Origin of the sequence: Bradyrhizobium sp. SZCCHNRI1009, assembly GCF_032487575.1 — a bacterium.
Taxonomy (GTDB): Bacteria; Pseudomonadota; Alphaproteobacteria; order Rhizobiales; family Xanthobacteraceae; genus Bradyrhizobium.
In genome coordinates, this window is the sequence record NZ_JAUEUL010000016.1 from 59,299 (window position 1) to 79,066 (window position 19,768).

Annotated in this window: 16 protein-coding genes and 2 pseudogenes; 15 read left to right on the forward strand and 3 right to left on the reverse strand. The window is 60.3% G+C overall.

Annotated features, from left to right (window positions below; translation table 11 throughout):
• The first annotated feature begins 4 nt into the window (after positions 1 to 4).
• The 6 genes and pseudogenes from QX010_RS23920 to QX010_RS23945 all read left to right on the forward strand — a co-directional run bounded on the left by QX010_RS23920 (position 5) and on the right by QX010_RS23945 (position 6,147).
• Entirely contained in the window at positions 5 to 1,162 is a 1,158-nt protein-coding gene (locus QX010_RS23920) for a hypothetical protein (RefSeq protein WP_316182264.1), read from the forward strand.
• A gap of 322 nt (positions 1,163 to 1,484) precedes the next feature.
• Positions 1,485 to 3,164 carry a recombinase family protein gene (locus QX010_RS23925; RefSeq protein ID WP_316182266.1) on the forward strand — a complete coding sequence of 560 codons (1,680 nt, stop codon included), beginning with the start codon at positions 1,485 to 1,487 and terminating at the stop codon, positions 3,162 to 3,164.
• A gap of 395 nt (positions 3,165 to 3,559) precedes the next feature.
• Positions 3,560 to 4,516: an ArdC family protein gene (locus tag QX010_RS23930; protein ID WP_316182268.1), complete on the forward strand. Its 957-nt coding sequence runs from the start codon at positions 3,560 to 3,562 to the stop codon at positions 4,514 to 4,516.
• Between the two features lie 101 nt (positions 4,517 to 4,617).
• Positions 4,618 to 5,475 (forward strand): annotated as a pseudogene (locus tag QX010_RS23935) (ParB/RepB/Spo0J family partition protein); the annotation flags it as partial.
• Positions 5,471 to 5,908, forward strand: a pseudogene (locus tag QX010_RS23940) (TrbI/VirB10 family protein); the annotation flags it as partial. The pseudogenes QX010_RS23935 and QX010_RS23940, both read left to right, overlap by 5 nt.
• Positions 5,909 to 5,913: 5 nt before the next feature.
• On the forward strand, positions 5,914 to 6,147 hold the full coding sequence (locus tag QX010_RS23945) for a DUF2274 domain-containing protein (protein WP_315716438.1): 234 nt from the start codon (positions 5,914 to 5,916) through the stop codon (positions 6,145 to 6,147).
• 297 nt (positions 6,148 to 6,444) lie between these two features.
• Here QX010_RS23945 and QX010_RS23950 read toward each other — a convergent pair whose 3' ends face one another.
• Entirely contained in the window at positions 6,445 to 7,161 is a 717-nt protein-coding gene (locus tag QX010_RS23950) for an acyl-homoserine-lactone synthase (protein WP_316182270.1), read from the reverse strand.
• A 704-nt stretch (positions 7,162 to 7,865) separates the two neighbouring features.
• On the opposite strand from QX010_RS23950, the gene QX010_RS23955 reads away from it, so the two are divergent.
• Together QX010_RS23955 and QX010_RS23960 are read left to right on the forward strand one after the other, a co-directional pair.
• Complete coding sequence (locus tag QX010_RS23955) at positions 7,866 to 8,672, forward strand: LuxR family transcriptional regulator (RefSeq protein ID WP_315801442.1); 807 nt, start codon at positions 7,866 to 7,868, stop codon at positions 8,670 to 8,672.
• A gap of 411 nt (positions 8,673 to 9,083) precedes the next feature.
• Entirely contained in the window at positions 9,084 to 10,676 is a 1,593-nt protein-coding gene (locus QX010_RS23960; protein WP_316182272.1) for an ABC transporter substrate-binding protein, read from the forward strand.
• On the opposite strand, the gene QX010_RS23965 is transcribed toward QX010_RS23960, so the two are convergent.
• The gene (locus QX010_RS23965) at positions 10,663 to 11,580 is read right to left on the reverse strand and encodes a LysR substrate-binding domain-containing protein (RefSeq protein WP_315801440.1); all 918 of its coding nucleotides are present in this window, start codon (positions 11,578 to 11,580) and stop codon (positions 10,663 to 10,665) included. The genes QX010_RS23960 and QX010_RS23965 overlap by 14 nt on opposite strands.
• Positions 11,581 to 11,618: 38 nt before the next feature.
• Here QX010_RS23965 and QX010_RS23970 point away from each other — a divergent pair, with 38 nt between their 5' ends.
• The 7 genes from QX010_RS23970 to QX010_RS24000 all read left to right on the forward strand — a co-directional run bounded on the left by QX010_RS23970 (position 11,619) and on the right by QX010_RS24000 (position 18,348).
• Complete coding sequence (locus tag QX010_RS23970; protein WP_316182274.1) at positions 11,619 to 12,785, forward strand: FAD-dependent oxidoreductase; 1,167 nt, start codon at positions 11,619 to 11,621, stop codon at positions 12,783 to 12,785.
• On the forward strand, positions 12,766 to 13,059 hold the full coding sequence (locus tag QX010_RS23975) for a (2Fe-2S)-binding protein (RefSeq protein WP_316182275.1): 294 nt from the start codon (positions 12,766 to 12,768) through the stop codon (positions 13,057 to 13,059). Before QX010_RS23970 ends, QX010_RS23975 begins: the two co-directional genes overlap by 20 nt.
• Positions 13,056 to 14,453: an NAD(P)/FAD-dependent oxidoreductase gene (locus QX010_RS23980; RefSeq protein ID WP_316182277.1), complete on the forward strand. Its 1,398-nt coding sequence runs from the start codon at positions 13,056 to 13,058 to the stop codon at positions 14,451 to 14,453. The genes QX010_RS23975 and QX010_RS23980 overlap by 4 nt, the downstream gene beginning before the upstream one ends.
• Before the next feature lie 76 nt (positions 14,454 to 14,529).
• Complete coding sequence (locus tag QX010_RS23985; RefSeq protein WP_315754288.1) at positions 14,530 to 15,468, forward strand: ABC transporter permease; 939 nt, start codon at positions 14,530 to 14,532, stop codon at positions 15,466 to 15,468.
• The gene (locus QX010_RS23990) at positions 15,465 to 16,334 is read left to right on the forward strand and encodes an ABC transporter permease (protein ID WP_315801436.1); all 870 of its coding nucleotides are present in this window, start codon (positions 15,465 to 15,467) and stop codon (positions 16,332 to 16,334) included. The genes QX010_RS23985 and QX010_RS23990 overlap by 4 nt, the downstream gene beginning before the upstream one ends.
• Positions 16,335 to 16,339: 5 nt before the next feature.
• Entirely contained in the window at positions 16,340 to 17,335 is a 996-nt protein-coding gene (locus QX010_RS23995; protein ID WP_315801435.1) for an ABC transporter ATP-binding protein, read from the forward strand.
• Positions 17,335 to 18,348, forward strand: coding sequence for an oligopeptide/dipeptide ABC transporter ATP-binding protein (locus QX010_RS24000; protein ID WP_316182279.1), 1,014 nt, complete (start codon positions 17,335 to 17,337; stop codon positions 18,346 to 18,348). Before QX010_RS23995 ends, QX010_RS24000 begins: the two co-directional genes overlap by 1 nt.
• A 126-nt stretch (positions 18,349 to 18,474) precedes the next feature.
• On the opposite strand, the gene QX010_RS24005 is transcribed toward QX010_RS24000, so the two are convergent.
• The gene (locus tag QX010_RS24005) at positions 18,475 to 19,464 is read right to left on the reverse strand and encodes a response regulator transcription factor (RefSeq protein WP_316182280.1); all 990 of its coding nucleotides are present in this window, start codon (positions 19,462 to 19,464) and stop codon (positions 18,475 to 18,477) included.
• Positions 19,465 to 19,768: the final 304 nt, after the last annotated feature.

A 19,768-nucleotide genomic window follows, 5' to 3' on the forward strand; every position in this document is an offset into this window, starting at 1 on the left:
AAACATGACTGGGCTTTCTGGGGTCTTCTTGCTGAAGGGGGAGGACGCTCTGGTCGCGATGGAACCAGGCCAGTTTGCGACCGAAGACGACTTCCAGCGCTTGCTGGCTCGATTTCCGGAGTTGCTTGTTGGCGATCAGATCGATCCGCAGAGCCCAAGGCGATGGCTCCTCGTAAAGCGCGAGCAGCCGATCTCGACGGGGGAGGCGAGTGCGTCTCTATGGTCGATCGACCACGTGTTCATCGACCAGGATGGCATCCTGACCTTGGTGGAGATTAAGCGGCAGAGCGATAGCCGTCTCCGGCGGGAGTTCATTGGTCAAATGCTGGACTACGCCGCCAACTGTGCGTCTTACTGGTCAGTAGAGGGGCTGCAATCCTCTCTGGACAAGACCACCCTGGAGCAAGGCCTTACGTCGGAGGCTGCGCTTCGAGAGCTGCTCGGCACCGAGACCAGTATCAACGAATTCTGGGAACGGGTCGGCACAAATCTTCAAGCGGAAAAGATTCGGCTCATTTTCCTCGCTGACGTGATACCCGTCGAATTACGCCGTGTCGTAGAATTCCTCAACAGACAGATGAATCCTGTGGAAGTTCTGGCGGTCGAGCTGCGTCAGTTCGTCAACAAGGATCTGAAGACGATCGTACCAACAATCTACGGTCAGACTCAGGCCATGACCCGAAAACGTCTAGGGGGCGTGACGAGGTGGAATGAACAAAGTCTGTTCGAGAAGTTGTCCCGGACCGTCGGGCCCGATGAGCTGAATGTTGCGAGGGAAGTCTTTGCATGGATGGCCAAGGGAGGAAAACGTCCCCTCGTCTTTGGGACGGGAAAGGAGAATGGCTCGGTCTATCCGGTATTCAAACCAGGCGGGGTGCTGATCAATCCAACATATCTGTCGTCGGACGGAAAGCTATGGCTCCAATTTGGGGCCCTAGAGAACAAGCCGATATTCGGATCGATGGATGCTCGACGCAAGCTGCTGGAGCGGTTTAACGCAATCAAGGGGGTGGACCTTCGCGAAGCTGATCTGTCGAAATACCCGTCAATTTCATTGAGGACGATCGCACAGGACCCTGCGGGCAGAGCCAGCTTGATAGCGGCCTTGAAATGGATGGAGGAACAAATCTACCCATCCAACGAGCTTGCCGAGCTGGGATGACAAGCCTCGCGCTTGGGCGCCGGCAAAGCCGACCTCGTGCTCGGGACGGCATGTCGAGGATGCATTCCGCCAACATGCGGAAGCGGCCTCCGTCGGTCCAGCTTATCATCAACCCAGCGATCCAGGTCTCGGTCTGATTGACCGAGACGAGCGATATCAGGGAGCAACTGCTGAGGAAGGACCGTGCACTCTTCGAGGTCACGGGACATGGCGACAACCGGCGGCCATACCGAGGGGCGCATTCTCACGACCGACACGCAGACTTGTCAGCGGCCCGGAATTGGCGTCTGCTTGCTTGGACAACCCGTCGGAGGCGTGATCAGTGTCAAACGCACTCGTCGTCCGTGAGACCCACCTCCCCCGATCCCTCGATGGGCGCGCAGCGCAATATGTCCGCATGTCCACGGACTATCAGCGGTACTCAATCCAAAATCAGGCTGCAGCGATCGCGGCTTACGCGCATGCCCATGGACTTGCGATCGTCAAGACCTATGCTGACCATGGTGAGAGCGGTCTCAAGATCAAGAACAGACCGGGACTTGCCAAGCTGATCGAGGATGTCAGCAATGGACGCGCCGAGTTCAACCACATCCTCGTCTACGACATTAGCCGGTGGGGGCGGTTCCAGGACGCCGACGAAGCTGCACACTACGAGTTTATCTGCAAGCAAGCCGGGATCAGTGTCAACTATTGCGCCGAGCAGTTCGACAACGATGGCAGCATGCTCTCTAACATCGTCAAGAACCTCAAAAGGGTCATGGCCGCCGAATACAGCCGTGAACTGTCGGTCAAGGTGCATACGGGTATTTGCCGCTTTGTTCGACTTGGATTCTTGCCCGGCGGGCCCATTGGCTACGGCCTTGAACGCGTTCTGGTCGACGAGCGCCTTCAGCCGAAGAGGGTCATGGGAAAGGGAGAACGGAAATATCTTCAGACCGATCATATTCGTCTGCGGCCTGGCGATGCACACGAAGTCGCCATTGTGAGGCGGATCTTCGCTCGCTTCCTTCAGGTTAAGTCCGAGAAGGCCATCGCAAAGGAATTCAATCGCAACCGGGTATGGTGCCGAGGGAAGCCCTGGAGAGCCCCCACGATCAGCCGCATGCTGCGAAACGAAAGTTACGTCGGCAATCTGGTCTATAACCGGCAGTCAAGCAAGCTGGGCGGTGAGCGTATCAACAATCCCCCGAACCTATGGGTCCGTGCTGAACATTGCTTTGAACCTATCGTTTCGAATGACGTCTTTCTTGCTGTTCAGAAAATCATGAAAGAGAGGCGCGTCGACATCAGTGAAGAGGAGATGCTGCTCCGTCTGAAGAAGACATTGAAGAAGGAGGGGCGTCTCACCCCGACGATCATCAACGCAACGGCCGAGCTCCCGTCCGCCCGAACCTTTGTTGATCATTTCGGGACTTTGCGAAACGCCTACAGGCTGATTGGATATCAGTCGCAGCGACGCTGTGAGTACATGGACATCCGTCAGGAGTGGGTTGAGCCACTCTCAGCTCTCGCCATACGCATTTGCCAAAGGATGGAAAAAGAAGGATGCGGCGCAAACCTTCACAGCGTGAAAAGCCGTTGGATCAACGTCGGTGTTCCAGAGCAGCATCTGATTGTTGACAAGAAGTGGCAGATCTATTTTCGGGTGGCTTACTGGACGGCTGGAGCGCGACCGGGATTTTCTCCCTTTTGGACGGTCTCGTGTCGACGTCTACCGGTCGGGTGGATCGTAGCAATCCGGCTAGATGAACATAATAGGGCCATTCTCGACTACGTCCTGATGCCAACGGTTCCAAACGACAGCAACATGATCAGATTCCGTGAACATGGACGAGCCGATCATGGCGTCGCCTACTTCAAGACGGAAAGTGAACTTACCCGGGCGCTGGTCCGCCTGCTTACCAAGGACAGGCGTGTCGTGCGAACAATGCAGCGACAGCGGTCCCGATCAGTGAAAACATCCCGATCCGCCGAAAAGGGCGCTGGCGTACGGCTTCGATAGAGCGCAAGTAGAGATACGCTCCAAGGAACGGTCCGTAGTTGCGTCGGAAATCGCCGTTCATTTTGGAGATTTGAACAAGGTCGGATGCCGGATCTGATTGTTCGGCCATCACTGTCTCCCGAGTTGAGCCAGCACCTTATTAACCACTGATTTGCCCGACGGCGCAAGGCAAAATTCCGTTTAGGCGAAATCGGTTCGACGGTTACGGCTGCCCAGGTGAGGCGATCTGCTCCGAACCCGCGCTGGCCGCCTCCTCCGGAGCAAAGCGAATGCGGACTGCCCGGTAGACGGTTTGTGCGCTCATGGCTCTCCTAGAGGAAGAGTGCAGGCCGAGTTGGCCGTGACGGGTTGGAAGCGGCGAGAGAGTTTTGCCGCGCCCGTCGCGGAGATCCGCGATGCAGGGACGGAGAGTTGGAGCGCATGCCGGTGAAGGCCGGGCGAGCCTCTATGAGGAGATTACGAGCAAGATCATCAGTGAGCTGGAGGCCGGCCGCGTGCCTTGGATCCAGCCATGGGGAAGGCAAGCTGCGAAAGCTCAGCTTACCTTGCCCGGTAATGCCGCGACCGGGCGATCGTACTCAGGGATCAACGTCCTGATACTCTGGGGAGCGGTGATCGAGCGCGGTTTTCGCAGCCAGAGCTGGCTGACGTTTCGACAGGCTTTGTCTCTAGGCGGCCATGTCCGCAAGGGCGAACGCGGTGTCACGGTCGTCTATGCCGATCGCTTCGTCCCATCCGACGAACGGCGGCGTGCGCGCGAAACCGGCGATGAGGCGCACGCCGTTCCGTTTCTGAAGCGGTTTACTGTCTTCAACACCGACCAATGCTCTGCTCTGCCGGACGATATCGCGACCGCGGCACCGCCGGCGCCGGCCGGTGCCATCCAGCCCGCCGTGGAGTCGTTGATTACGAACAGTGGCGTCGACTTCCGGATTGGCGGTGACCGGGCTTTCTATGCTCCGGTCGAGGACTTCGTGCAGGTCCCGCCGCCTGCGGCGTTCTTCGAGCCGATCAACTGGCACCGCACAGCCTTGCATGAGCTCGCGCATGCCAGCGGTCATGCCTCCCGGCTCAAGCGTGATTTGTCGGGGCGGTTCGGCAGCCGCGAATACGCCTTCGAGGAGTTGATCGCCGAGATAGCATCAGCCTTCAGCTGCGCGGCGCTTGGCATCGTGCCGACCCTGCGCCACGCGGACTATATCGGCTTCTGGCTCGATGTCCTGCGCGAGGACAGTCGCGCTATCGTCCGGGCGGCGAGCCAGGCAAGCCGCGTGGCCGACTATCTCCTCGGCTTCGCACCTGGTGCGGCTGGCGGCACTGAGGCGATCGGACCGGTTTGCACCGCTGCCTGAGCGTGCTCAACGAGGAGGAGAGGAAGAGGGCGAGAGGTGCTCTGCGAGGGGTGAAGGCCTGAGAGAGAGGCTCCGGGCTACCCTTCGCGGAGAACCAAGAGATGACCAAAGCCGCCCAGAAGATCACGCTGTCGCCGTCGCGCGACATCCCCTTCAACAAGCTGGTGCTGAGCCAATCCAACGTACGCCGCGTCAAGGACGGCATTTCCATCGAACAGTTGGCGGAGAGCATCGCCGAGCGGACGCTGCTGCAAAGCCTCAACGTTCGGGCCGTCCTCGATGCTGACGGCAAGGAGACCGGGATGTTCGAGGTGCCGGCGGGCGGCCGCCGCTACCGTGCCCTCGAACTCCTCGTCAAGCAGAAGCGGATGGCGAAAACGCAAGCTGTGCCTTGCGTGGTGCGCGATTCCGGTTCCGCCCTGGACGACTCGCTTGCCGAGAACGACCAGCGTGTCGGTCTGCATCCCCTGGATCAATTTCAGGCGTTCCAGGCCCTGCGTGACGGCGGCATGGGAGAGGAGGAGATCGCGGCGCGGCACTTCGTGACCGTTGCGGTGGTCAAGCAGCGGCTGCGGCTGGCCGCGGTCTCGCCGGCGCTTCTGGACGTGTATGCCGCCGACGGCATGACCCTGGAGCAGCTGATGGCGTTTTCGGTGACGACGGATCATGCGCGCCAGCAGGAGGTCTGGGACAAGGTCAGCCGCTCCGGTGGCGATACGCCCTACCAGATCCGCCGGCAGCTCACCGAACAGACGGTTCGGGCGTTCGATCGCAGGGTCCAGTTCATAGGGCTGACTGCCTATGAGATGGCCGGCGGCGCTGTGCTGCGGGATCTGTTCGAGGCCGACGATGGCGGCTGGCTCCACGATGTCGCGCTGTTGGATCGGCTCGTGGCGGAGAAGCTGAAGGCGGAAGCGGAGCGGATAGGCCTTGAGGGCTGGAAGTGGATCGCGGCCGCAGGGAGCACGGCTGATCGGGATATACGATAGCCAGGTGACGGCCGGGCAATCGCGCGTGCTCCTGGTCTGGACCAGGCTGATCATGCCCAATGGCCGGTCGATCGTCCTGGAACGGCAGCAGGGCGCCGACGCTGCCGGTTATTCGGGCCTCTCGGACGAGGTCGATAACCACTTCTGGCAGCTGGTTGGCGCAGCGCTGCTCTCGACGCTGCTCTCGATGGGTAGCGAGGTCAATGCGGGCACCAATCAAAATACGAACAATGCCGCGATCATCCAGGCGCTCCGCCAGGGCTTCGGCAGCTCCATGAGCCGCACAGGTCAGCAGCTGGTTGGTCAGCAGATGAACGTCCAGCCGACTCTGACAGTGAGGCCGGGCTTTCCGGTCCGCGTGATCGTCAATCGTGATCTCGTGCTCGAGCCGTATCAGGGGTAGCAGTCATGGCGAAGCTGAAGATCTCGGAACTTCCCGATGAGAAGCCGGTCAAGATCACGGTCGAACTGTCAGCGAACGTGTTTCGCGATCTGCAGGCCTACGCCGAAGCTGTCGGCCGCCATTCGGACCAGCCGGCCAATGATCTTGGTCGCCTGGCCTCGGCCATGGTGGCACGTTTCATGGCGACTGATCGGGCGTTTGCCAAGTCGAAGCGAGCACCCGCCATCAAGGCCAGATAGACCCGGAGCCGCGCATCGCGTCGGCTTGCTCCGCAATGCATACAAACCAGGACCGCCTGGCGCTCAAAGTTGATACATTCGGCGTTCCTGAAGCAGGAAGCTTGTGAGCGCCAAATCCAGCGTGGCGGGCTTTCTTGAGCGAAGGAGCCGACGCGTTGATCGCCACCGATTGCGGTGATGCCGCATCTTCTTCAGAGACCGTCAATCGCGCTTAGGCCCAAAGCCTGATGCAAGCGCTGATCGGCCCTCGCTGGCGGGCCCTACGGCGGCAAGATGGTCAAAGGTTCGGGATCGCGCTCATCCAGCCTCCAAGAGCCCTTCCAACTCCGGGCCGCAGGCCAGTCCTTTGGGCTCCGATGGAGCATCCTCTGCCAAGCGCGGGGACAGTGCTGATGCGGCAGGTCCAGGAGAAAGGCTCTCATGCAGCGCCCTCGGAAGGCCGGTATGCTGGCGAACCAATTCCAGCACGGCTGATGATACCTCGATATAGGCTGCCCCTATGTCATGCCCCGGAAACGGCAGCTTCGCTCCCAGTGGCCTCACCGGGCAGCCATGGGCAGCGATGACATTCTTGAAGATCCAGCTGGGCATGACACCAAGATAGGACGAGATGCCGTTGGCGAGGCCGAATTCCTGACAGGCCTGTATGAGCTGCCCGATCACTCGGCGCCGTCCGCCGGCGCTCAGCGCACGATCGCAGCCGAATCGCGATGCTTCCCAGATTTCGTCTGAATGCGGCAGCAAGCCTTCAACCAGGTTGGGCCACAAGGACTTGACCATGTAGGGGCGTGTGGTCGGAATCAGCCGTGCAGTTCCAAGCGCCTGATCTCGCTCGTCCACGACCAGGATGTAGGTGGCTGCCGGTGTGTCGAACTCATCATATTCCATGCCCTGATAATGAGGCACGGACCACCCCTGGCGCTCGACGAACATCCGGTACCGCAACCGATGATGCGAAATCCAGGCTTCGCCATATCGATGGACGGTTTCCCACCTGATCAAAAGGGTACGCATGAGCATCTTCCAATGTGCCACGTGACGGGAAGATGCAGACTAATCGGCACAGCGTCAGCGAGGCAGCTACCCAGTCGAGTAGTTCATGCGTCTATGGAGCGGCTGCAGTCCTACCGGCTGCCCAGTGGAAGACAACTGTCAGACATCGCCCCAATATCACCTACAATCTGACGCAATTCTGAGTTGCATTGGGGTGTAGTTCTTGGCTTTTGCAAGGCTCGTCCAGGCCCGTTTGAACGGGTTCAGTGTGGGATGGCCGCGAGGCCTGACTTGCGCGTGCTGCGTGCCGGGAAGAATGTCCCTAGTGCGCATGATCCGATCGAAACTTAAGCCGGCAATCTCATGCATGCTGACACAAGTGCCGAGGAGCGCTTATCAAACAGGCACTTTGCTGCGCGATCTGGTTGCCTGAGTCGGCAAGACCGTCAGGGCCGCCGCTTCCGGAGGAGGGCGATGTTGATGACATAGCGACTTCTGAAAAGATCAATCGAATATGATCGTCAATTGCACGATGAAGCGTATCATGGTACGGTCTACCTCAGGTTGGGTCGGGGTTTGGACAATCGAGCGCCTGCTTCTCGCCTTGATAGAGGCAGACGAGGGGGCAAGGACGGACCGTCGGCAATCGGGACATTCAGACGGATTCGTTTTCACGATTACATCTGGGCCGAAGTTTGCGCAGCTTTGTCTGCCGTGAGGTAGCAATGGACCTCTTCAGCTTCATCGATTGTGCAAACCGCACGCAGTCGCTGTCCGACCTCTTCGATCTTCTCGTCGGTTCTGCAGCCGATGAGGGGTTCGGCCAAGTGGCTTATGGCGCCCTGAACTATGAAGAGACGGTACGGCTGCCAGAGCATCCTATGCCGGCCGTCGCTCTCAACTTTCCGCTCGATTGGCGAGAGCACTATTTCGAGCGCAAGTATCACGAGATCGATCCGGTCGTCAGGCGAACCCCGTTTCATAGCAGTCCATTCATGTGGGATCAGCTGCTCGAGCAGAAGCAGCTGCAGGACGGTGAGCGGTTGGTCCTTCGTGAGAGCCGCGAAGCCGGTCTCAAGCACGGGGTGAGCGTGCCGCTGTTTGGGCCGTCGGGGCGCATCTCCGTTCTATCCTTTGCATCCAGCTTCGACGATGCCGAGCCGATCCGGCACATGAAGCATCTTCACGCCTTGGCGTGTCAGTTCCATGTTGCTTTTGGCGAGCTTGCCCAGCCAGCGATGGGTAAGAAGGCGATTGGGCTCTCGCAGCGCGAACGCGAATGCCTGAAGTGGACCGCAGAGGGCAAATCCTCCTGGGATATCGGAATCATCCTCAAGATCAGCGAAAACACGATCAATTTTCACCTCAAGAAGGCGATGAGAAAGCTTGGCACGAACAGCCGGACGGTCGCCGTCGTGAGGGCAATAAGGCTTGGTCTCATTGAGATCCCTGGATTATCCGGCTCATCCGTGTCGGCGTGGACCGATACGCCACCGACTGAAGCCGACGCCGCCCAACCGTTGCCGCTTTGACACTCACGAAGAAGCGCCGGTCCTGCGCGGCGCGCAATTGGCGAAACGGCGCGATGGTCGCGCGCAATCGCTAGCTTTGAGATCGATCGCTTCCGTAAGCCAACCACGGCGCGTTCTCCGCCGATGCGCGCGGCGGTGTGGCCGCACTCGGTTCCGCGTGCCGCCTGTGACGGAGCTATGCTCACGCTCTCGTGCGGGCCGTTCCGGATTGAGGCGGCGCGCTCCGGGTAGACGATTCGCCGGGTCTGCAGTCACTGCCGCCGCCTGGATCCTGGTACTCGAACTTTTCCTGCCGCGGTTGAGCTTCGCCGTTAGCCCATAACGCCCAAGAATAGGTCTCCTTGATTTCGGACTTTGACAGAGACGCGGGACTCTTCCAGCCTGACGCGTGGGCAACGGGCGAGGCACCGGATGAAGTACGTCTCTACGAAGTACGTCTCTATGAAGTACGTCTCTATTTTGGCTTTCTGCATCGCCGTCACGGTGAATGCGACCGGTGATGTGTCTGCAGCGGAAGCCCCGGGGACCACCCTGCAAATCGGGGCCGGTGGATCAGACATTACCACGCTTGACCCCCATCGTGCGACGACCAGCACCGACAAGCCGCTGATCGGCCTGATGTTCAACGGCCTGGTTCGATTCAAGCCAGGGAGCGCGGACCCCAAGGATCTCGAACCCGATCTCGCCGAGCGGTGGGAAACGTCTCCAGACGGACGAGTCTGGACCTTCTTCCTCCGGAAGGGCGTCAAGTTTCACGGCGACTGGGGCAGCCTCACCGCAGATGATGTCGTCTACTCGCTGACACGTGCCGCAGACCCCAGCCGATCGAGTTTCGCTGCAGACTTCTCCGCGGTGGATAGCATCGCCAAGGTAGACGGGTCCACCGTTCGCATTGCCCTGAAGTATCCAGATCCGAATTTCCTCGGCCGCTTGTCCAACTATCACGGTGGAAACATTGTCTGCAAAAGAGCAGTGGAGGAGCTCGGAGACAAGTTTGCCTCCAACCCCGTTGGTACGGGTCCGTTTGCGTTTTCAGAGCATGAAACGCAGCGGCATGTGAAGCTGGTCGCAAACGAGGGCTATTTTCGCGGCCGGCCGCAGATCAGCAATATCATGTACCGTACGATCCCCTCCGACAGCGCCCGCGAGCTCGCCTTTGCGTCCGGAGAGCTCGACGTCATCCAAGGCCGGCGCGAGCAACGCTGGGTCGATATGACCCGCCAGCGCGGCAACATGGTCGTTGATGTCTTCCGTCCAGGAGAGTTTCGAACGCTTCACATCAACAACAGTATTCCGCCGCTCGATGACCTGAAGGTCCGACAGGCAATCGCCGCTGCGGTCAATCTCGACGATCTCGTGCAGTTTGTCGGTAAGAGCGTGAGTCTGAAAGGCTGCTCGGTCGTGCCCCCGGGCTACATCGGAGAGGATTGTTCATCTGGGGCTTATGCTTACGATCCGGTGAAGGCCAAGGCGCTTCTGGCCGAAGCGGGCTACCCAAATGGCCTGACGCTCAAGGTCGTGGTGTCCAATATCTCGGCTATCCTGCCGACAATGGAAATTATTCAGCGCCAGCTCGCAAAGGCCGGTATCAAGCTGGATATGAGCGTTGTCGATCACGCCACCTATCAGAGCCAAATTCGCGGCAATGCCAGTGCTCTGGTGTTTTATGGCGCCGCCAGATTTCCGGTCGCCGACACTTATCTGACCGAGTTCTATCACTCGAGCTCGAGCATTGGAAAGCCGACGGCGGTTGCAAATTTCTCCCATTGCGAAGTTGCGGACGCCGACATACAGGCGGCGCGGGTGGAAGGCAGTGTGGAGCGGCAGCAGGAGCTGTGGAAGGAGGCTCAGCGCAAGATCCACGACGCCGTCTGTTCTGTTCCGCTGTTCGAGCTTCAGCAGGTCTGGGGGCACAGCAAGCGTGTCAACTACGGCTATGAGCTCAAAGGAGCCATGAATCTCGCTCCGCCGATCACCGAGGCGACGACGCTTATGCCGCGCTGAGCGACTCCTGGGAAAGCCGTGCGGCCGTCGTGCGCGCCTGCTGCAGGAAGGCGTCGACCAGACTTGCATTGCGGCTGTCGCGCATTCGACAGAGCTGGAAGTCGTAAGACAAAGCGGGCTCGAAGCGTCTGATGGCCAGACGATCCTGAAGCCCGCTGAACATCAAAGGGTGCACCAGCGCGACGCCGAGGCCAGCTGCCACGAATTCGCACAGGGTCGGCGAGACATTGGCAACGAGCACGGTGTTGGGTCTGACGTTGTAGGCGTCGAACATCGTTGCAATGCACTGACCGGCCTGGCTCTCAGGGTCGAAAGACACGAAGGGAATGTTGTCGAGATCATCCGGCTCCACAACGTTCTTCATGGCGAGGGGATGATCGGTCGGCATGATGCAGACGAGCGGGTGCTGGGTCAGCGGTTCGGCGATCACATAGGGATTGTCGATCCGCGAGCTGACAAGGCCGACATCGAGCTTGCGTGTGACCAGCCAGTCCACGATCCATTCCGAGCTGCGTGACTTGACCGAGCAGAACACGTTGGGATGCTGCTGAAGGAAGCCCATCGTCGCCTGCTGGATGAACGAACGCGACAAAGCCGGCATGACTCCGACAAGGAGCTGCCCCTGCTCCTCGCGGCGGATGGCCTCGACGGCATTCTCCACCTGGCGGACACCTGAAAAAATCCGATCAATCTCCTTGTAAAGCCGCATGCCGCGTTCTGTCGGAGCAAGGCGCCCCTTGACGCGATCGAACAGGCTGAGCCGGGTATCCTCTTCGAGATGAGCGATCAGTTTGCTCATCGCGGGCTGGGAGATGTTGAGGATCAAAGCGGCTCGGCTGATCGAGCCGCTCTCGATCACCGCTTTGAACGCCTCAACCTGTCTGAGATTGATCTGACGAGCCATCCCATAACCCTGAAGAATACAGCCAGAGATTTTCGACTTTGACCAAATATCTCTTTTTGTCGTCATATTGGGCAAGAGGAAATCTGATGCATCCTGAGATAATAGTTATCGGTGCGGGCACGGTTGGTGCTGCGATCGCTTATGGGCTTGCGCGAAGACAACGCCGAGTACTCGTGCTCGACGGTGACGATCGCGACCATCGTGCGGCGCGGGCCAATTTCGGCCTTGTTTGGCTACAGGGCAAAGGCCAGAACATGCCCGCCTATCAGCAGCTGTCACGCCGTAGCGTCGACATGTGGTCCGACTTTGCGTCGGAACTCACTGATCTGGCCGCGTTGGATCTTCAGTATGAGCAGAATGGCGGTTTGGCGTTCTGCCTCGGAGATGACGCGTTCGAGAAGCGCCGCTTGGACCTTCAGCGGCTGCAGAATAAGCTCGGCGGAGCGGAGGCGGATTGGCGGATGCTCGATCGCGCTGAACTGGGCAAACTGCTTCCGAAGGTTCGATTGGGGCCCGACGTGGCCGGCGCCAGCTTCGGCCAGCGGGACGGGCATGCCAATCCGCTCCAGCTCCTTGCGGCTCTTCATGCCGGAATCCTGCGTCTGGGTGGGGATCTGCGCCGAAACGCTGCGGTGCGGCAGATCGTGCCCAGCGAGGCGGGCTTTACGGTGACGTTCGGAAACGAGACCGTCAGTGCGCCGCGCGTGCTGATCGCTGCGGGTCTCGGGTCTCAGGCGCTGGCGCGGCAAGTGGGTCTTGATATCCCGCTGCGGCCTCAACGCGGGCAGATCCTGGTGACCGAGCGCCTTGAACCATTTCTGCCTCTGCCGACGAGTGGCTTGCGTCAAACCCGGGAAGGCACTGTGATGATCGGTGCTACCCATGAGGAGACCGGTTTCGATAGTTCCGCGACCGCGATCGCGGCGGCAGATCTCAGTCGGCGGACGCTTCGCATCGTGCCGGGGCTTGCCGAGGCTAAATTGGTTCGGCAGTGGGCTGGGTTGCGCATCATGACCCCTGATGGGTGTCCCGTCTACGCCCAGTCCCAGAAGCACCGGGGAGCCTTCGTGGCGTTGTGCCATTCAGGCGTCACGCTTGCAGCTCTGCATTCCACCGTCTTGGCCGATGCCATCTCGGCCGGCCAGTTGCCGGATTCGCTCGATATCTTTCATCAGAGTCGCTTTGATGTTCCGAAAGCTGCATGAGCCCGCTGAGACCGTGACTGTCTATGTCGAAGGCAAACCTGTTACGGCGGAGCCCGGCGAAAGCTTGGCAGCTGTGCTGCTCCGGCAGGCTGTCGTCTGGTCGCGCCCCACGCCGGTCAAAGGGAGCGGGCGAGCTCCCTATTGTATGATCGGCGTCTGCTTCGACTGTCTCGCTCAGGTGGATGGAATCGCCTCGGTTCAGACCTGCATGACCCCGGTTCAGGACGGCATGAAGGTTGAGCGCCAGCAGCGTAAGCGGTGCTTGCCGTCATGAGCACCACCGATCTTCTCATCGTAGGGGCTGGCCCTGCTGGCATGACAGCGGCCACCACAGCCCGCGGCTATGGAATTGACGTCCTGGTTGTGGACGATCAAAGTTCGCCTGGCGGGCAGATCTGGCGCTCGGTCGAAACCCAAGCGGCGACCCCGAGGGGAGCCATCCTTGGAAGGGCTTATCAGGACGGAAAGGCTGCGACCGATGCATTCCGCGCCAGCGGCGCGCGGTACGAGCCTCGTACACAGCTTTGGCAGGTCGAACCTGGTTTTCGTGCCTTCGTGACCCATGATGGCAAAGCCCGGACGATCGAGGCGCGCGCCATCATCCTCGCAACCGGCGCCCAGGAGCGGCCTGCTCCCTTCCCAGGCTGGACACTGCCGGGAGTCCTCACGGTAGGTGCCGCTCAGGTCCTGTTGAAGACCGCCGGGCAGATCCCCTCCAAGCCAGTCTGGGTCGCTGGTTGTGGCCCGTTGCCGCTTCTCTACCTCGTTCAGTTGCTCAACGCCGGAGGTCAGATCGCCGGCTATCTGGACACGACACCGGCCGGGAGTCATTGGGCGGCGCTCCAGCATCTGCCGAAGGCCCTGCGTGCCAGTGGGGCGCTCCTCAAAGGACTCGCGTGGAAGGCCGTCCTTCGACGCCGGCGTGTGCCCGTCGTCCGTCATGTCGTCGACCTCGTGGCGCACGGATCGGACCGGATCGAAGCCATCAGCTATCGAACGGCCGATGCAAAAGAGAAGACCGTTTCCGCGGATAATCTGTTTGTGCATGAAGGTGTCGTGCCGAACGTCCATGCACCGCTGGGGCTGGGCTGCGCGGTTGAATGGCGTGACGAGCAGGATTGCTACGTTCCGGTTCTCGATCAATGGGGTGAAACGACCAAAGCCGGTATCTTCATTGCCGGGGATGGCGCGGGTATTGCTGGTGCGAAGGCCGCGCAATGTCGCGGGGCGCTCGCAGCACACAGGCTGGCGGTCAAGCTCGGCTATGCGGGCGAGCAGGTCGTGCTCAAGGAAGCGTTGCGCGTTCAAAGGAGTTTGGCTCGCGAACTTGCCTTGCGGCCCTTTCTTGACACCATGTTTAGACCCCACGGCAGGATTTTCAGTCCGTCTGATGAGACTGTCATATGCCGCTGCGAGGAGGTCACGGCAGGAGAGATCCGGGCGATGGCGCAGATCGGCGGCTCCGGCCCGAACCAGATCAAGGCCTTCACGCGTGCAGGGATGGGCCCCTGCCAGGGGCGGCAATGCGGTTATAGCGTCACCCGCATCCTCGCGGAAATCCAGGATTGTCCCGCAAAGGAGGTCGGCTTCTATCGCGTCAGGCCCCCGCTCAAGCCCGTGACGCTTGGAGAGCTGGCCACACTCGATCAAAAGGAGGAGGTGTTGTGAGGCACTTTCCTTGTCTGGAGAGAAGAGTTCAGTCCGAACATTCTGGTTTCTGTTCGCGAATGTGCTGGGTGGTCCAATGATCAGCTTTGCCTTCAAGCGGCTGTTGCTGGCCATCCCCACCTTGCTGGTGATGCTGACAGCAATCTTCGTGCTGGTGCGTCTCGTTCCGGGTGATGCGGCATCCGTCATCCTTGGCGACCAGGCAACCGAAGCCTCGCTTCGCGCGATGCGAGCCCGGCTCGGGCTCGATCAGCCGATCCAGGTTCAATATCTTCACTTTCTCGGTGAGGTGCTCACTGGAAATCTCGGGCAATCGCTCAGCAGCGGCCGGACTGTCGTGCAGGAGGTCCTGCTGGTGTTGCCCTCCACGATCCAACTCACCTTGGCGGCCATCGTGATCGGAATCGTCCTGGGTCTGCCGCTCGGAATTCTCGCCGCGCTCGGCCGCAACAGCTGGATCGACTACGTCTCGCGGCTGGTCTCGTTGGTCGGGCTATCGTTCCCAGCGTTTGTGTCAGGCATTCTGTTGCTCATCGTATTCGCGATCCAGCTGGGATGGTTCCCCGTTCTCGCGTCCGATAGCACTGATCCGATCGAACGGTTACGAAGCCTTGCCTTGCCTGCGCTGAATCTCGGCTTGATCCTGATGGCCTATGTGGTGCGTGTCACGCGGTCATCCATGCTGGGAGTTCTTGGCGAGGATTACATCCGCACGGCGCGCGCGAAGGGAGTGACTCCCACGCGCCTCGTCATGCGACACGCTCTGCGCAATGGCCTCATTCCAGTGGTTACCGTTGTTGGCCTCTACTTCGGTACGTTGATCGGAAATTCGGTGCTCACGGAGATCATCTTCAACCGACCCGGCCTCGGCAAGCTGATCTTCGGGGCACTCAACGCTCGCGACTATACGCTGCTCGAGGGGCTGATGATCATCTTTGCCATCTGCGTCATCGTCGTGAACACGCTGACGGACATTACCTATGGGCTTATCGATCCGCGGGTGAAATACAAATGACGGTCGGGGTTGCATCGGTTGCAGTGTCGCAGCCTAGTCGATTGTGGCTGGCCTTCTCCAGAAATCCTCTGTTCTGGCTGGGTGCGTTGCTCCTCGCGCTCATCGTCGTCGTGGCGGTGCTCGCGCCGCTGATCGCACCTCATGACCCGCTGGAGCAGAATATCGTGGCCAGGCTCGAGCCGCCGTCAGCGGAGTTTCTGTTCGGAACGGACAATTACGGCCGAGATGTCCTGTCCCGTCTGATCTATGGAGCCCGCATCTCCCTGATGGTCGGCTTCGTCGCCATCCTGATTGCGATGACAATCGGCTGCACGATAGGAATCGTTGCGGGTTATGTCGGAGGAGCGCTGGATCAGCTCGTGATGGGAGTGCTCGATGTCATGCTCTCGTTTCCAGCGCTCCTGCTCGGCCTCATGATTGCGGCGATGCTCGGTGCCAGCCTTCAGAACCTGATCATTGCAATCGCAATCACGGAGATTGCGCCGTTTGCACGAGTTGCCCGGGCGCCAACGATTGCCTTGAAGCAGCAGGACTTCGTGATCGCGGGCCGAGCGCTTGGGTTCGGGCCCGTCCGGATCATGGGGGTTCATATTCTCCCCAATCTCATCTCGGATGTCGTGGTGATGAGTTCACTATGGATGGCTTCCGCGATTCGTACGGAAGCATCGCTGAGTTTCATCGGGCTGGGCGTTCCGCCACCGACACCGACCTGGGGCAGCATGATCCGCGAAGGGTTCGACAACATCCTCGACGCCTGGTGGCTCGCGGTCTTCCCGAGCCTTGCGATCTTGTTGACCGTGCTCGCCCTCAATCTCCTGGGAGACGCTCTGCGAGACGCCATCGATCCAAAGCTGCGGGGGGAATAGCAGGCATGACATCGTTTCCTAGGCCAGCTCTCGACCTGCGCAATCTGCGGACCGAATTCCGAATCGGCGGCCATTGGTACCCCGCAGTACGAAACGTCTCGGTATCGCTGATGCCAAACGAGACGCTCGCGGTCGTCGGCGAGTCGGGCAGTGGCAAGAGCGTTACGGCCCTGTCCATCCTACGGCTGCTTCCGCATGCCGGTGCTCGCATCCAAGGCGGAGAGGTGTTGTTCGAGGGGCAAGATCTGGTGACCTTGTCCGAGCGGGACATGAGCGCGATCCGGGGCAATTCGATTGCGATGATCTTCCAGGAGCCGATGACGAGTCTCAATCCGACCATGACCGTGGGAGACCAGATCGCGGAGGCGATCCTCATTCATCGCGGAGGGTCGCGCATGGAGGCCAAGGCCGAGGCGCTTCGGCTCTTGGCGGAGGTCAAGATTCCATCGCCGAAGAGCCGTCTGGATGAGTATCCGCATCAATTTTCGGGAGGGATGCGCCAACGCGTCATGATTGCCATGGCACTTGCCTGCCATCCGAGGGTTCTTCTGGCCGACGAGCCGACGACGGCACTCGATGTGACGATCCAGGCGCAGGTGCTGACTCAACTCGAAGAGCTCAAACAGGCCTACGGAATGTCGATGCTGTTCATCACGCACAATCTTGGCGTGGTTGCGCAGATCGCCGACCGCGTTGCCGTGATGTATGCGGGCGAGATTGTCGAGCTTGCGACTGTCGACGCGCTGTTCGCAAAGCCAATGCATCCTTATACGGCGGCGTTGCTGCGCGCCATGCCGCGAGCTGACCGGGCCAGCGAGAGTCTGGAGCCGATCCCCGGCAGCGTTCCGGCCCTGTCTGCTGTTCCAGCAGGCTGCGCCTATGCGCCCCGCTGCCCGTTCAAGGACCGCAGCTGTACCGAACTGCACCCAGAGCTCGTATCATCAGGTGATCCCGGACATTTGGTGCGCTGTCCCGTCAGACCGGTCGGAGGAGTGCATTGATGACGACATCCCTGGGAAGCGGCGACTTTGTTGTACGTCATCTTTCGAAGACCTTCGTGAGAAACGGAGGTTCAGGCGCTAGACGCGTCCGGGCGGTCGATGATGTGTCCTTCCGCATTCCAAAGGGGGCTTCCCTTGGCCTCGTGGGCGAGTCCGGTTGTGGCAAGTCAACCGTCGCGCGTGCCATCCTGCGGCTCATTGAGCCCGATAGCGGATCAATCTTATTCGACGGCATCGATGTCCGCGCCGCCAAGGGGGCCACCTTGCGAGCGTTGCGGCGCCGGATGCAGATCGTGTTTCAGGATCCGTATTCTTCGCTCAATCCGCGCCGGACAATCCGCCAGACTCTGGAAGAACCCCTTCGTGTTCATCTGCGACTCTCGTCCAAGGACATCCGCGAGAAGGCAGAAGCCGCCATGCTCGAGGTCGGGTTGCCGCGAGAAGCACTGGAACGCTATCCGCACGAGTTCTCCGGCGGGCAGCGGCAACGGATCGGCATTGCACGGGCGCTGGTCTTGGATCCCGAACTGGTCGTCGCAGACGAGGCCGTTTCTGCTCTCGATGTGTCGGTCCAGGCGCAAATTCTTCGACTGCTGGAGGGGCTGCGCGAACGCCGCGGCCTGTCGTTCTTGTTCGTTTCACATGATCTCGGGGTGGTCCGCCATTTCTGCGACCGGGTCTCCGTCATGTATCTGGGGCGCATCATCGAAGAGGGGCCGACGGCGGATGTTCTTGACCGTCCGTTGCATCCTTACACCAGGCTTCTGCGCGACAGCTATCCAGTGCCGGATCCGAGGGCCCGCCGGCCTCTGATCCAGATCGTGGGAGAGGTTCCTTCTGCAGCCAATCCGCCTCCGGGCTGTGGCTTTCATCCGCGTTGCGCGCGAGCGGAAGGTCTGTGTTCCGTCGAACAGCCGCAGTTGGAGACGTCGGCGGACGGCCGATTCCGGGCATGCTACTTCCCAGAAACAAGCGAGATCGCGTGGGGAAGCTTGCGCATCGGAGCGCGATGATCAAAGCCCCGCCAAAGAAGTTCATTGGCGAGTATGCCGTGATCGTAATCCGGTCGCCCAATTCCTTGGATTGAAGTGGACCGAGCGGAAGCTTCGCTGGAGGCGAGCGCCAGAGCCGCTCCCTGGTCAGCGGCGAGCGGGGTTTACCCGATCCGATCGGTGCAGCATTCGCGCGTTGCTGACCGGCTCAGGTCGGGGAAGGTAGGTGGCAGGTCCGTCCGGGGCGAAGTCGAGCGAATAGCCCAATCCTCGCACCGTACGGATATAGTTCGGCTCGCCACGTTCGCAAAGAGCCTTGCGAATGCGGCTGATATGAACATCGATCGAGCGAACGGCGTTCTCCTGAGTATGTGCTCGGATGCCGGATAGGATCTGCTCCCGAGAAAAGACCTTTCGGGGGCATTCGAGGAGCTGTCGCAAGATCCGATACTCGACGGGGCAGAGGCGAATGCAGCGCGCGCCTCGGGAGACGCGATGCGCGTCGGCCTCCATGACAATGTCGGCAAATCGAAGCACTTTGGGACTGGGACATGTCGATTCGCGCAGAAGACCATGCAGCCGGTCGATGAAGATGTCCGGAAGAAACGGCTTCAATATATAGCTTGTCCGATCCGTATGGACGCACGCCTCCTCGAGGTGAGGCGATACGCTTGCCATGATCAGCGCCGGGACATTCTGCGTTGCAGGGTCCCGGTGCAACTGTTCGAGCGCGAAGGCCACGCGATCCCCGCACGATACATCGTCCAGGGCAATCAAGCCGGGGCGCGCGGCGGTGGCGGAGGCGATCGCATCTGTCAGGGTGTCTGTCAGCATGCAGTCGAAGCCGTTGCTCTCGAGAATGTATTTGAGCAGGCTCGTGAATCCCTTGTCGCCGACCAGCAGGACGCGTGGTCTCGAAGGCACGGAGACGGAGCGTCCTCCGTCGCGGGCTGCAGGAGCAGACATCTGGCCGCATCCCGCCGCAGGTTGGTTGGCCCCCGAATCCGGTGTCCAGCCGGTCGCGAATGCAAGGCTCTTGTCCTGATTTTTAGCTGAGTTTGCGACACCGCAGAACTCTTCTGCCCGCTCGTCACTGCCAGCTAGGATTGCCCTGTGCACCATTCCCATCTCCATCATGTGTCTGCATCGTCAGATGCAGTAGAGCAGCTTCCGGCGCGCGCGGAAGCTACCAAGCCGGATAGGGGGCCGGACGTGTACGGCTGCCGTCGGCAACCATGGGACGGGTACGGATCCGTCAATGGTGATGCAATTCGGCATATGCGGTCGTCGCTGCGGAACAAGAAGTCTCCGCTCCGGACCGCGGACCTCTACCAGGGTTGGTAGTGGCAGTGTGTGGTCGGTCGCCCTATCTTTGCGGTGCAGGCTCTCCGTGCCGCAGCCGGTCGCAAGTCATCAAGCTTTGGCGCGTCCAGTCGAAGGA